Source organism: Agrobacterium sp. Azo12 (genome assembly GCF_029193765.2).
GTDB lineage: Bacteria > Pseudomonadota > Alphaproteobacteria > Rhizobiales > Rhizobiaceae > Agrobacterium.
Map to the genome: position 1 here is coordinate 1,159,655 of NZ_JARFYO020000001.1, position 12,524 is coordinate 1,172,178.

General features: G+C 55.5%; 9 protein-coding genes, 2 tRNA genes and 2 pseudogenes. 7 read left to right on the forward strand and 6 right to left on the reverse strand.

Features of this window, described 5'->3' with window-relative positions; translation table 11 throughout:
* The first annotated feature begins 93 nt into the window (after positions 1–93).
* Positions 94–2,769, forward strand: a complete 2,676-nt coding sequence (gene ppdK, locus PYL13_RS05270) for a pyruvate, phosphate dikinase (protein WP_275640668.1) — start codon at positions 94–96, stop codon at positions 2,767–2,769.
* Between the two features lie 12 nt (positions 2,770–2,781).
* Here the strand turns inward: ppdK and PYL13_RS05275 are convergent, their stop codons facing one another.
* Positions 2,782–3,054, reverse strand: coding sequence for a hypothetical protein (locus PYL13_RS05275; RefSeq protein WP_250983149.1), 273 nt, complete (start codon positions 3,052–3,054; stop codon positions 2,782–2,784).
* A 244-nt stretch (positions 3,055–3,298) separates the two neighbouring features.
* Between PYL13_RS05275 and PYL13_RS05280 the strand changes: the two genes are divergently transcribed.
* Positions 3,299–4,207, forward strand: a complete 909-nt coding sequence (locus PYL13_RS05280; RefSeq protein WP_275640669.1) for a DUF1499 domain-containing protein — start codon at positions 3,299–3,301, stop codon at positions 4,205–4,207.
* Between the two features lie 11 nt (positions 4,208–4,218).
* Here PYL13_RS05280 and PYL13_RS05285 read toward each other — a convergent pair whose 3' ends face one another.
* Positions 4,219–5,127, reverse strand: coding sequence for an MBL fold metallo-hydrolase (locus tag PYL13_RS05285; RefSeq protein WP_250983147.1), 909 nt, complete (start codon positions 5,125–5,127; stop codon positions 4,219–4,221).
* A 17-nt stretch (positions 5,128–5,144) separates the two neighbouring features.
* On the reverse strand, positions 5,145–5,441 hold the full coding sequence (locus tag PYL13_RS05290; RefSeq protein ID WP_250983146.1) for a cupin: 297 nt from the start codon (positions 5,439–5,441) through the stop codon (positions 5,145–5,147).
* Positions 5,442–5,614: 173 nt separating this feature from the next.
* On the opposite strand from PYL13_RS05290, the gene PYL13_RS05295 reads away from it, so the two are divergent.
* Positions 5,615–5,689 (forward strand) — tRNA-Gln (locus PYL13_RS05295).
* Between the two features lie 110 nt (positions 5,690–5,799).
* Here the strand turns inward: PYL13_RS05295 and PYL13_RS05300 are convergent.
* Positions 5,800–6,204: a hypothetical protein gene (locus PYL13_RS05300; protein ID WP_192487209.1), complete on the reverse strand. Its 405-nt coding sequence runs from the start codon at positions 6,202–6,204 to the stop codon at positions 5,800–5,802.
* A 265-nt stretch (positions 6,205–6,469) separates the two neighbouring features.
* Here PYL13_RS05300 and PYL13_RS05305 point away from each other — a divergent pair.
* From PYL13_RS05305 to PYL13_RS27040, 3 genes and pseudogenes are all read left to right on the forward strand, one after another.
* A tRNA-Pro gene (locus tag PYL13_RS05305) sits at positions 6,470–6,546 on the forward strand.
* Between the two features lie 314 nt (positions 6,547–6,860).
* Positions 6,861–7,256: pseudogene (locus tag PYL13_RS27035) on the forward strand (flagellin N-terminal helical domain-containing protein); the annotation flags it as partial.
* 1,032 nt (positions 7,257–8,288) lie between these two features.
* Positions 8,289–8,591 (forward strand): annotated as a pseudogene (locus PYL13_RS27040) (flagellin); the annotation flags it as partial.
* Positions 8,592–8,626: 35 nt separating this feature from the next.
* Here the strand turns inward: PYL13_RS27040 and PYL13_RS05315 are convergent.
* The gene (locus tag PYL13_RS05315; protein ID WP_275640671.1) at positions 8,627–9,445 is read right to left on the reverse strand and encodes an alpha/beta fold hydrolase; all 819 of its coding nucleotides are present in this window, start codon (positions 9,443–9,445) and stop codon (positions 8,627–8,629) included.
* A 287-nt stretch (positions 9,446–9,732) separates the two neighbouring features.
* Here PYL13_RS05315 and PYL13_RS05320 point away from each other — a divergent pair, with 287 nt between their 5' ends.
* Positions 9,733–10,782 (forward strand): LacI family DNA-binding transcriptional regulator, encoded by a 1,050-nt coding sequence (locus tag PYL13_RS05320; protein WP_259145663.1) that lies wholly within the window; start codon positions 9,733–9,735, stop codon positions 10,780–10,782.
* Between the two features lie 266 nt (positions 10,783–11,048).
* Here the strand turns inward: PYL13_RS05320 and cysN are convergent, their stop codons facing one another.
* Complete coding sequence (gene cysN / locus PYL13_RS05325) at positions 11,049–12,524, reverse strand: sulfate adenylyltransferase subunit CysN (RefSeq protein ID WP_259145662.1); 1,476 nt, start codon at positions 12,522–12,524, stop codon at positions 11,049–11,051.

Consider the following 12,524-nt stretch of genomic DNA (forward strand, 5'->3'; position numbering starts at 1 on the left):
TGCGCCGAAGCAGTTATACGGTATCGATTTTAAATAGCCGGATGATGCTATAAAGATTTGAAAAACAAGACCGCTTCTGGGTGGAGAGCGTTGATGAAAAAATGGGTCTACACCTTTGGCAACGGGGCAGCCGAAGGCAGGGCGAGTGACGTCGAGATCCTTGGCGGCAAAGGGGCGAATCTTGCCGAAATGGCAAGTCTTGGTCTGCCTGTGCCACCTGGCCTGACCATCATCAGCGAAGCATGTGGCTGGTACCACGTCAACGGCCGCGATCTGCCTGACGATCTGAAACAACAAGTCATGACAGGTATTGCCGACATGGAGGCCATGTCGGGTCGTAAATTCGGCTGCGGTTCGCAACCCTTGCTGCTTTCAGTTCGGTCCGGCGCAAAAGTCTCGATGCCCGGCATGATGGACACTGTCCTCAATCTCGGCCTCAATGATCAAACCGTGGAGGCGCTGGGCCACGATGCTGGCGACGCACGTTTTGCCTGGGACAGCTATCGCCGCTTTATCCAGATGTATGCCGATGTGGTCATGGGCCTCGACCACGAGGTTTTCGAGGAGGTGCTGGAAGATGAAAAGGCACGCCTCGGTTATGAATATGACACCGAGCTTTCCGCCGTCGAATGGCAGCACATCGTCACGCTCTACAAACAGATCATTGAAGATGAACTGGACGAGGTATTCCCGCAGAACACTGAAGTGCAGTTATGGGGCGCCATCAAGGCTGTTTTTGCCAGCTGGATGAACCCGCGTGCCGTCACCTACCGACAGCTTCACAACATTCCGGCAGCTTGGGGAACCGCGGTCAACGTCCAGGCGATGGTGTTCGGCAACCTTGGCTCTACCTCGGCAACCGGCGTTGCTTTCACGCGCAATCCATCAACCGGAGAAAAAGCCCTTTACGGCGAGTTTCTGGTCAATGCGCAGGGCGAAGATGTCGTGTCCGGCATTCGCACACCGCAATCAATTACCGAAGAAGGCCGTATTGCATCCGGCTCGGACAAGCCGTCCATGGAAAAACTGATGCCGGAAGCGTTCGAAGAATTCGCCGGCATCTGCGGCGACCTCGAGCGGCATTACTGCGATTTGCAGGACATGGAGTTTACCATTGAGCGTGGCAAGCTTTGGATGCTGCAGACCCGCGCCGGCAAACGGACAACACGCGCAGCGCTCAAAATTGCGGTCGATATGGTGGATGAAGGGCTGATCTCCCGTCATGAAGCAGTATCCCGCATTGAGCCCTCGTCGTTGGACCAGCTTTTACACCCGACGATTGACCCGCGCTCGCAGCGTCCTGTCATCGGCTCCGGTCTACCTGCCTCCCCTGGAGCTGCCACCGGTGAAATCGTCTTTACCGCAGAGGCAGCCGTTGCTGCGGATGCGGAAGGTCGCAGCGTCATTCTCGTGCGTATGGAAACCAGTCCTGAAGATATTCACGGCATGCATGCCGCAGGTGGTATCCTGACGACACGCGGCGGCATGACCAGCCACGCGGCCGTTGTTGCACGCGGTATGGGGATTCCCTGTGTTTCCGGTGCCGGTTCCATGCGTGTTGATTTGCGCAACAACACGCTGGTCGGGCTGGGCTGTGTGCTCAAAAAGGGTGACATCATCACCATTGACGGTTCCTCCGGGCAGGTATTGCGCGGTGAGGTGCCGATGGTACAGCCTGAGTTGTCGGGTGATTTTGCCCGCCTGATGTCCTGGGCGGATGAAGCACGCCGCATGACCGTTCGTACCAATGCCGATACGCCGCAGGATGCACGTGCTGCCCGCGCCTTCGGTGCGGAAGGCATTGGCCTTTGTCGTACCGAGCACATGTTCTTTGAGGAAGACCGCATTCATTCCATGCGGGAAATGATACTTGCCGACAGTGAAGAGGGCAGGCGGGTTGCACTTGACCGGCTGTTGCCCATGCAGCGGTCCGACTTTACAGAAATCTTCAAGATCATGCATGGCCTGCCGGTGACCATCCGTTTGCTGGACCCGCCCTTGCACGAATTCCTGCCAAAGACCGATGGCGAAATCGTTGAGGTTGCGGCGGCCATGGGCATGCCGCAAACCGTATTCCGTCAACGGCTGGATGCTTTGCACGAGTTTAACCCGATGCTCGGCCATCGCGGGTGCCGCCTTGCCATTTCCTATCCGGAAATTGCCGAAATGCAGGCGCGGGCGATCTTTGAAGCGGCCGTTGCCGCCGCCAAGGAAACTGGCGCACCTGTGGTGCCGGAAATCATGGTGCCACTGGTTGGCTTGCGCTCAGAACTTGATTATGTGCGTGCCTGCATCGATCGCATCGCTGCCTGCGTGGCGGAAGAAACCGGTGTGAAAATCGATTATCTCACCGGCACGATGATCGAACTGCCGCGTGCTGCCTTGCGCGCCCACATCATTGCCGAAGCGGCCGAGTTTTTCTCGTTCGGTACCAATGACTTGACGCAGACGACATTTGGTATTTCGCGTGACGATGCGGCGCGGTTCATCACGACCTATCAGCGCAAGGGTATCATCGAGCGTGATCCGTTCATTTCGCTCGATTTTGACGGGGTTGGCGAATTGATCCGCATAGCCGCTGAGCGCGGCAGGCAGACCAAAAGCGACCTCAAGCTCGGCATCTGTGGCGAGCATGGTGGCGACCCGGCATCGATCCATTTCTGCGAAGATGCGGGGCTGGATTATGTGTCCTGTTCACCGTTCCGTGTGCCGATTGCACGGCTGGCCGCCGCGCAGGCTACTATAGCGGCGAGGGCATTGTCCGGCTGACTGGCGTTTCCCTTAAGAGGATTTCTGCACGATCACCCGACGTTCAATAACCACCGGCTGGCGGAAGAACATGTCGTTCTGCCGTTGTTGCCAGCTGCGTGCTTCTGCACGGCGGTCCAGATCGATATCGAGCAGGCATCTGGCCATGGCATCTGTTCCAACCTTGAAACCATAACCGCGGCAGGTCGCCTCGTCGGCAGCACGCCGCTCTTCCGGTGTCATCGTTTGGCAGGACGCCAACGTCACTGCCGCGCAAAACAAGCCGATGAGAGAGAAAATACGCATCTGAACACCTCCAATGCCGAATGGCCGTGATGCACATTTTCTACAACGAATAGAATGGCATCTGGTTCGACTGATACGCCCGTTTGATCGCTTTCGGAAGAATTTCTTTTGTCGTCACGTTTGCCGCAAGGCGAATCCGGTCTATTTACTGGCAGATGGTGATTCTTGGGCCATTGGTCTAACCATCCGTCGCCGGATGGTAGGCTTCATATAACGACTGAAAAATATCCGGGTGGCTGTTTCCATGGCTGTGCGCTTCGTTCGACCTGTTTCCCGTGCTGCCGCTGCCTCGCGTTATTTCGGCCTTGTCGCACTGTGCCTATTTGTATTTGCCGTGCCGCTGTTTCGGTTCGGGCCACTCACCATGCCAGACTTTGTCAGCCTCGTGCTGATTTCGGCAGGCCTGGCGCTTGTCGCAGTACTTCTGGCATTTTTTGGTCTTTATCGGCTGTGGATGACAGGGGCAAAGGGCGGTCGATCTGCCTTCAAAGCCATCCTGCTATCAGCTCTGCCTTTGGGCGTCGCGATTTGGGCAGGTTTTCTCTATTGGCAAAACCCTGTTCTTTACGATGTCTCGACCGATACCACTGATATCCCTGAATGGATCGAGGTGCCCACGGCCAACCAGCAATGGTTTACTCGTCCGCCAATCACAGCCGAAACGAGGGCGGAACAGGCTGAAGCCTATCCCGGTTTGACCGGGCGGCGTTATGAAGGCGCGGTGGACCGTATCTATCAGGCGGCACGTAAAGTCGCGACGGCGCAAGGCATCCGTATCACCGAGACACGCGGGCTTGCAGGCGCCATTCCTGACCAGCCGGAAGCGTTACCCGCGCCGGAAGAAAACCCATCGGGTGAGACCTTGAATGACGAGCCACCGGCAAATGTGCCGGTACCGCTGTCGAGACCGGCGGATGCACCGCGACCAATGTTTGGGACGGGCGGCGATGTGCTGGTGCAGGGCGCGACACGCTCCTTCATCCTCGGTGCGCGTTTTGATGTCCTGTTGCGGCTGCGGGAAGAAACGGAAACGACGCTGGTCGATATTCGCGTTGCCTCACGTTTCGGGCCGCATGATCTCGGGACAAGCGCCAGTCTGGCGGAAGCCTATCTGCTGGCGCTGGATGCTGAGATGCTCGGCGTAGGGGACTGATCCCTTAAGCCTTACGTCGGGAAATAATGCCCTGACAACGATGGCGGGCCATCGGTTTGAACGCGCCCCTTTTCAAGCAGGTCTTCCAGATGCGCCAGAACCGAAAGTGCTGCAGCGCCGTGCAGACGCGGATCGGTGCTTTGGTAGATAACCTTGACCATGTCGGGTATCCTGCGGTCGCCAGCTTTTATCCGCTCCAGAACGGCCCGTTCGCGCATACGGCGATGGGTCCTCAATCCGCGCATAAAAGAGGAGGGGTCTTTCACCGGGCCGCCATGACCGGGCAGGAACAGCCTGTCGTCTCGCTCCAGCAGCTTTTCCAGTGAAGCCATATAGTCGCTCATCGCGCCATCCGGTGGTGCCACAATGGTGGTTGCCCATGCCATGACATGGTCGGCGGAAAATACGATGCCGGTACCGTCAAGCGCGAAGGACGCATGGTTTGCGGTATGGCCGGGTGTGTGCAGCGCCGTCAACGTCCAGCCATCACCTGCTATGCTCTCATTGTCGCCAATGGCGATATCCGGCGCGAAGGCGTAGTCGGAGCTTTCTGAAAACGGGTTGCGTTCATCGGCATGCAGCGGACGTGCGGACCGGTGTGGACCTTCAGCCACGACGATGGCACCGGTGGCATCTTTCAACCGGGCAGCAAGCGGCGAGTGATCGCGATGTGTATGGCTGACAAAAATATGGCTGACTTCCCGACCTTTCAGGGCGTCCATCAGAGCTTGGAAATGCGCGTCATCTTCCGGGCCGGGATCAATGACGGCCACTGAGCGGTTACCAACGATGTAACTGTTGGTGCCGTGAAAGGTGAACGGCGAAGGGTTGTTGACGGTAATCCGCTGGACATGATCGCTGACCGGAACGGCTGTACCATAGGCGGGCAGAAATTCGCGGCTGAATTCCGGGTCTGACATCTGTCTGGCTAACGCCCTTATTTGTATTCGATTTCGATAAATGACATCGGCTCGTCACCAGCATTGACGACATTGTGCGAAACGCCTGCCTCCCGCCGATACGGCATGCCGCGCGGTGTGTCGACGCGACGACTGCCATTTTCATCCTCGATCAGGAAATGGCAATCAGTCATCGGCACAACGACATAACCAAGCCCATGGGTATGATGGCCGGTATCGGCACCTGGCTCAAAGTCCCAACGGATAATCCGCACGACATCGTCATCGAGCAGTGTGGTTGGCGTGGCTGGGGGACGTGCGCTGTATTTGCTCATGTGCACTTTCAAGCAAAATGATCGGCAATATCGGTTGCTTTATGAACTACCATGAAGATAGTCCGGTCCTAACAAGAAATATTGCAGTTCTGCAAACTTAATGATTGCCGCTGCCCTTATGCTTTGCTAATCAGGCGCCACTCGAATAGCAGCGCTTCGCCCTGCTGTTTTGTTGGGGCGTCGCCAAGCGGTAAGGCACCGGTTTTTGGTACCGGCATTCCCAGGTTCGAATCCTGGCGCCCCAGCCACATTTTTCAAGATGATTTTGCGTTTGAAGTCTGCTGATCAATCGGTCTGGCAGCGTCAATAACATTACGGCCCCGACGTTACTGCGGGGCCGTATTGGTCGTTGTATGTATTACTCAGCAGTCAGGAATTCTGCGCAGTAGCTTGGGCCGTTCACGCCTGGGCGGTCGGCAACCGGGCGGATCGAGCGGATCGTGTAATCTTCTGAAGCTGTGATCTGCACTGTGCACGAGAGGTAGAGCGTGCGGGCTGGTGCAGTCTGTTTGCCGCGCTTGCCGTCCTTGGTCTGCTCAAACTGCGCAGGAACGCGTGTGTTCTTGTATCCGCCGCGCCATGTGTAAAGCGTTTCGCTGCCAGATGCCGTGTCGCTGATCGGCGGGCCGTATTTTGCGAAAAATACGCCTGCGGACTGTCCCTTCCAGCGGCTTTCGATTGGGTTTGTTGCTGGCAGTGACGTTGTGGTGCAGGCGGTGAGGGCAACAGCCAGCCCTGCCAGCATTACGCTGCGAAATCGCATGGTCGAGATCCTTTTGAATTTTGTCCGGCTGATTGCCGTGTATGTGCGTCGCCTAGCAGATTTGTTGCGTCGAATGGAGTGTTTTGCGAGTGCTGATGTGCGATTTATTGACGGAATTGCTTTTTTGTAACGTTTGCACCCGGCTGAAAATTGCAGATGCGCAAGCCCAAACGAAATAAGAAAAGAACCATCATAAAATTTACACAAAAGCTGCGTTGTCCGCTTGTGGAACGTTTTAGGCTGGTCTATAGAGTGCCGCAGGTAACGGAGTGTAGCGCAGTCTGGTAGCGCATCTGGTTTGGGACCAGAGGGTCGGGAGTTCGAATCTCTCCACTCCGACCATATTATCCCATAAAATCAAATATTTTGACCTGCGACTTCAGCGGGTTTGCGTGTTCTTTTTCGCCTCTGCGCACAGTTTGAAAACGCTCTTTTTGCTTTCCCCAGATTAATAACTCATGGCTTGATGCCCGACTGGTGTCGGTCGGTTGCGCTCTTGTTCAACCACAGTGTTTGATGCCGCCAATAGCGTAAAAATTATCACCATTTTAACCTCTTGGCGCCCTGGTTAACGAGTTGTTAACCATGTTCGGTTGTATTGCATGCAACCTCTCATAGCTCATGACGAGCATCTCACAATTTTCCCATGAGCTATTATGACCAGCATTCTTACGAACGTTGGAGCGATGTCTGCACTCCAGACGTTGCGCGCCATCGATTCCAGTCTTCGGCAAGCACAGAACGAGACCTCTTCTGGTCTGCGTATTTCGTCTGCGTCTGACAATGCTGCCTACTGGTCGATTGCGACCACCATGCGATCGGACAACATGGCGCTGTCTGCCGTCAGCGATGCTCTGGGTCTTGGCGCTGCGAAGGTTGATACGGCCTATGCTGGAACCAGTTCGGTTGTTGATGTGCTCAAACAGTTCAAGGCCCGTCTGGTGGCTGCGAAGGAAGAGGGCTTGGACCGCTCCAAGATCCAGGAAGAGTTGACGCAGTTGAATGCGCAGGCCGAGAGCATCGTGGCGTCTTCAAGCTTCAGCGGTGCCAACTGGCTGAACACCGGCGCGACAACCCATCTGATGGAAACGGACAGCCTGACATCATCAGTGGTTTCCGCTTTCGTCAGATCAAGCGACGGTTCGGTTGCCGTCAAGACGACAGAGGTCGATCTGAAAAGCATCAGCATGCTTAATGCCGGCGGCGGCGGCATTCTGCAGAAAGATCTCGGCGGCGTGAGCGACATGGGCGGTTTTGCCAATGCCAACATGAATGCCTCTGCCCATAACGGCCATGAAACCCACGAATTTACAGGGCCTGCCACGTTTGATGTCGCCGACTTCATCGAGTTTTCGGTGTTGATCGATGCCTTTGACACCGACGCCGGTGTAACGGTCAACAATTTGAGAATAGACAAGAGCGTGATCGATAACGCCCTTGGTACGACCACCGGCACCATCAACAATGCCTACGACATGACACGTGTGTTGCAGCAAGTGTTTGATGATAACAGCGTTCCCTTGTGGGCTGTAAGGCCTTCGGCTTATACATCTTTCGGTAACTCTGCCACCCGCTTCGAAATCGGTTCGCTTGAAACATCAGGGCATAATGGTTCCAGCGTGGACATTGTCGGGGTAACCTCCAGTTTCGCGGTGGGACATCCAGCGGGTTTTGCGCTGGGACTCGAGGATGCGCCGTCCAACAATCACGACAACATGTTCCCCAAGGGCACTCTTAGCTTCACCGAAGGCTTCACGGTTTCGGCAACTGCGGAAATCCGCTTTGACGTTGAGGTCAATGGCGGTGGCGTGCAGTCAATGCTCATAGACAAGGCAACTGTTGATGCGGCCCTTGGCACAACAGATGGATATATTGGCGACCGCCACGAACTGGCGACTGTGCTTGCCTATGTAACCGCAGGTACCGGCGTCACGGTCATATCCAATGATCTGGAATATCCAGGCGTTGTTGTCTTCATGGCAGATCCGGCGATGTATCCCGAGGCCGGAAACCGGGCAGCAAGGTTCAACGTTTCAAACGTGCGCACCAACCTGCCATTCTCGCTGGATTTTGACCTCGCCGAGATCGATGTCACCTCCACCCGTTTCAAGATCGACAAATACATTGAGGGCGTTGAGCACATGCTGCGCGAGGCGATTGACAGCGCCGCGACACTTGGAGCGCTTTCCATGCGTATCGACATGCAGAGCGAATTCGCCAACCGACTTTCCCAGTCTATCAGTCAGGGCATCGGCCGGCTTGTCGATGCCGACATGAACGAAGTCTCGACGCGATTGAAAGCGCTCCAGACACAGCAGCAGTTAGCAATCCAGGCTCTGTCGATTGCTAACTCCAACTCCGAAAATATCGCGCAACTGTTCCGCTGATCAACCGGCAAACTGAGATCGTGGATACCAAACCGTCATGCCATTGGATGACGCTTGAGGAAGTCCGTGACAGCTTGCCGAAACAGCGGGTGGGATGGAGCGTTGCCGTGAGTGGCGCCGTCAATTTCCACATGCTCGATTTGCGGGATGCGGCTCTTGAGTTTCCGCATGGCTTCCGCCTGCCAGTCCAGTGAACCGATAATGCCGAGAACCGGCAGAGAAGTCCTTTCGATGCTTGCCTTCATCTCTTCGATGGTCACAATATGGTCCGGCATCGAGCGTTTGATGGCCGAAAGCGACAGTGCATCCTTGCCCGCGAGCCTTTGGCGCGAAATCTCGATAACCTCCGCTGGGCCGGGTTTGGGCGAACCAGTCCACATGCGCAATATGTGCTTGGTCATTGCACCATTGGCCAGTTCATCCGCCTCGTCAGAGATAGCCTGAAGTTCTGCGGCCGTAAAATTCCAGCGTCCGACCCCGCCGCCGAGTGTCAGGCTTGCCATACGCTCGGGCGCGATAGTCAGTGTTTGAGCGGCGATATGCGCACCAAGCGAATAGGCTAGAATATGCGCGCGTTCTAGCTTCAGATGATCCATCAGACGCAACACATCCAGCGCCATTTCCCGGCCGTAGTCTTCGCGGCGATGCAGGCTTTGGCTGTTGCCATGGCCGCGATTATCGAGTGCGATGACGCGAAACTGGCTCGGCAAGGAGTCTAATACGCCATCTTTGCCCCACTGGGTGGCGGTGCTGGAGGTATAGCCATGGGTCAGAATAACCGGTTCGCCTTCGCCAGCTTCACCAAAAGCAAGGCGGGCATTGCCGGAGTGGAAAAAATGATCTGTGGTAATCATATGCGTGTTCATTTCCGTAAAATTGTTTGCGAATACTCTACGATATTTTGAAGGGACGAAAACTAGTTTCCATCACTTGCGTGCAATACAGTGTTTGGTTTGGTTTATGATGATTTAATACTGTACCCCCATTTATGGGGGTGTGGCACGTAATGCGTTTTCTTTTAAATATTATGAACAGAAGCGATTCAATTTCCGGCCGATAATATTCAATCTACAACGTTGCAGTTTGAAAATGCGGTTAAAATAGGGTAATTAAGCTGGGATCGTTCTCCAGAGGTGCATGATTGACATTACGCAACAAACGCACGGCGCGTGAAAAGATTACCTTGCAGCACGTCGCAGAAAAAGCTGGTGTCAGTGCAATAACCGTTTCAAGAGCATTGCGGGAGCCGGACAAGGTTTCCGAGACGTTGCGTGAGATGATTCTGCAAATTGTAGCGGAAATGGGTTACGTTCCGGATCTCGCAGCGCGGGCCCTCGCGCGTGGCAGCAGTGGTTTCATTGGCGTGCTTGTTCCATCCCTGTCACATGCTGCCGTACTGAGTGTGGTGCGTGGCATCGAGGAGCGGGTGAGGGGCAGTGATTACAGCATTCAATATGCCAATACCCATTATGATCTGGCCGAAGAAATTGCCAAGATCCGCCTGTTTGCCGCGCAGCGTCCGGCCGGTATCATTCTGGCCGGGGTAGAAGATCACGGCAGTATGGAAGCGCTCATGCGCGAGGCCGCATGCCCCATCGTGCAAACCGTTGATGTCAGTTTTCCATTATCGGAATTTGCAGTGGCGATTGACCATCGGAGTGCAGCACGAGCCGCAACACGGCATATGCTGGCACAGGGCTATCGTCGTTTCGCACTGATCGGTGGCGGCAATGATTTCCGCGTCCGACAGCGCCAGATGGGCTATTGCGAGGCGATGCGCGATGCTGGCCTATACGACGAAAAACTGGTGATCTGGGAGGATACGCCGCCAAGCCCAAGGCTGGGCTCTCGCCTTGCGCGCGCATTCATCGAGGCGGTGCCGGATGCCGACGGCGTTTTATGTCACAGCGATGATGTGGCGTTGGGTGTTATTTTTGAAGCCCAACGTCTCGGCATCCGTATCCCCGAGGATTTCGGAATCTGCGGTTTTAATGACCTGGATTTTGCGAGCGTTACTGAACCGCCGCTGACGACGGTGCGTATTCCGCGTTTCGAGATGGGCTACCGCGCTGCCGACATGCTGCTGACGCTGGCGGCAGGAAAAAAGGTTGAGGAGAAAATCGTCAGCCTCGACTATCAGTTTGTCGAGCGGCAAACCACGCGGCGTCTACGCAGCCCTGTATCAATTTGAAATAAGTCTCTGAACTGCTCTGGAACCTTTTCCATCGCCCTGTCGTTATTTATTCGAACAAGCAAGGAGGTAGAAACATGTTAAGAGCAATGCTTCTGTGGGCCATGGGCGTACCGTTTGTTGTTGTGCTTTTGATCTGGATGTTCTTCCTGCACTAGCAGGAATACTTGAAGATCTCCAAACCAAGCGCGGTATGCCGTAACAGGCAAAAATCAAAAAGCCACCTTCCGAGGAAGGTGGCTTTTGCATTGGTTGAACGCGGAACCTCAGCTCAGATCATTGATGATCCGGTTGGCTGCAGTTGCATTTGTCCGGCGAACGTCAATGTCATCACGGCGGTTCGCAAACAGCTCGCTCGACAGCAACTTTTCAGCCAGATCTGCTGGCAGTGATAGGATCACCCGTTCATTGCTACCCAATGCGCTAACATCGCTGCGCTTGGACACGATCATGCCACCCGCAACCGTGTTGTTGGTGTCCGGGTCGATCAGGATGAACGAGCCGGTCGCACGGTTCAGTTCATAGGGATCAAAGATCGCTGTCTCATCAAACGCCAGATGCACCTTGCCGATGGCATTCATTGCCAGTGCGGTCGAATGCTCTTGCCATTTGCCGTTCTTGAGGTCGAGTTGTGAGACCGGCTCAACTGTTACACGTTGGCGGCGACTGCCGCTTTTCAGCCAGTAACGTTTATTGGGTTCAATGCCACCGGGTTGCAAGGCAACCAGTTGCGCATCAAAGGCAAGCCCGGCATGCGGCTGGCCGTCAATTGAGCTGATGACGTCACCACGGGAAATGTCGACCTGCCGGTCAAGCACCAGTGTCACTGCATCACCAGCCACGGCGGCGTTGCGCACCAGATCGAACGTCACGATCTGCTTGACGTTGGCAACCGTACCGGACGGCAGAATGACGACGGAATCGCCCGGCTTGACTGAGCCACCGGCAATCGTGCCCTGATAACCACGGAAGCTTTCGCCCGGACGCGATACGCGCTGGACCGGCATACGGAAACCAACAGTTTGCGAGGAACGGACAGTTGCCAGTTCCAGTGTTTCGACCAAAGTCGGGCCATCATACCATGGCATGGCGGCATGACCGCTCAGCACCACGTTTTCGCCCTTCAGCGCAGACATAGGAATGGCGGTAATCTGTTTCACACCCAGCGACAGCGCAAATTCGCGGAAGTCATGGGCAATAAGCTCAAAGCCGGCCTTATCGTAATTGGTCAAGTCGATCTTGTTGATCGCCAACACGAACTGCTTGATGCCCATCAGGGCAGCAATCGTCGCGTGACGACGGGTTTGCTCAAGGATGCCGACGCGGGCGTCGATCAGCAGAATGGCAAGGTCGGCGGTCGAAGCGCCGGTTGCCATGTTGCGCGTGTACTGCTCGTGGCCGGGCGTGTCTGCGACGATGAAGGCGCGTTTTTCGGTCGAGAAATAACGATAGGCGACATCGATAGTGATGCCTTGTTCGCGCTCGGCTTGAAGGCCATCCAGCAACAATGCAAAGTCCGGCAGACCAAGGTCGTTCTGCTTGCCGCTGTCACGACGTAGCGTTGCAGCCTGATCTTCCTTCACAGCCTTGGTGTCCCAAAGCAGGCGGCCGATCAGAGTCGATTTTCCATCATCCACGCTGCCGCAGGTAATCAGGCGCAAGGGGCGCGTGTCACGCACTGCCTTGACCGGTTCTGCAAACGGCAGAATTGTTGCGGAGGTGGTTTCGTTATGGGAGGCCAT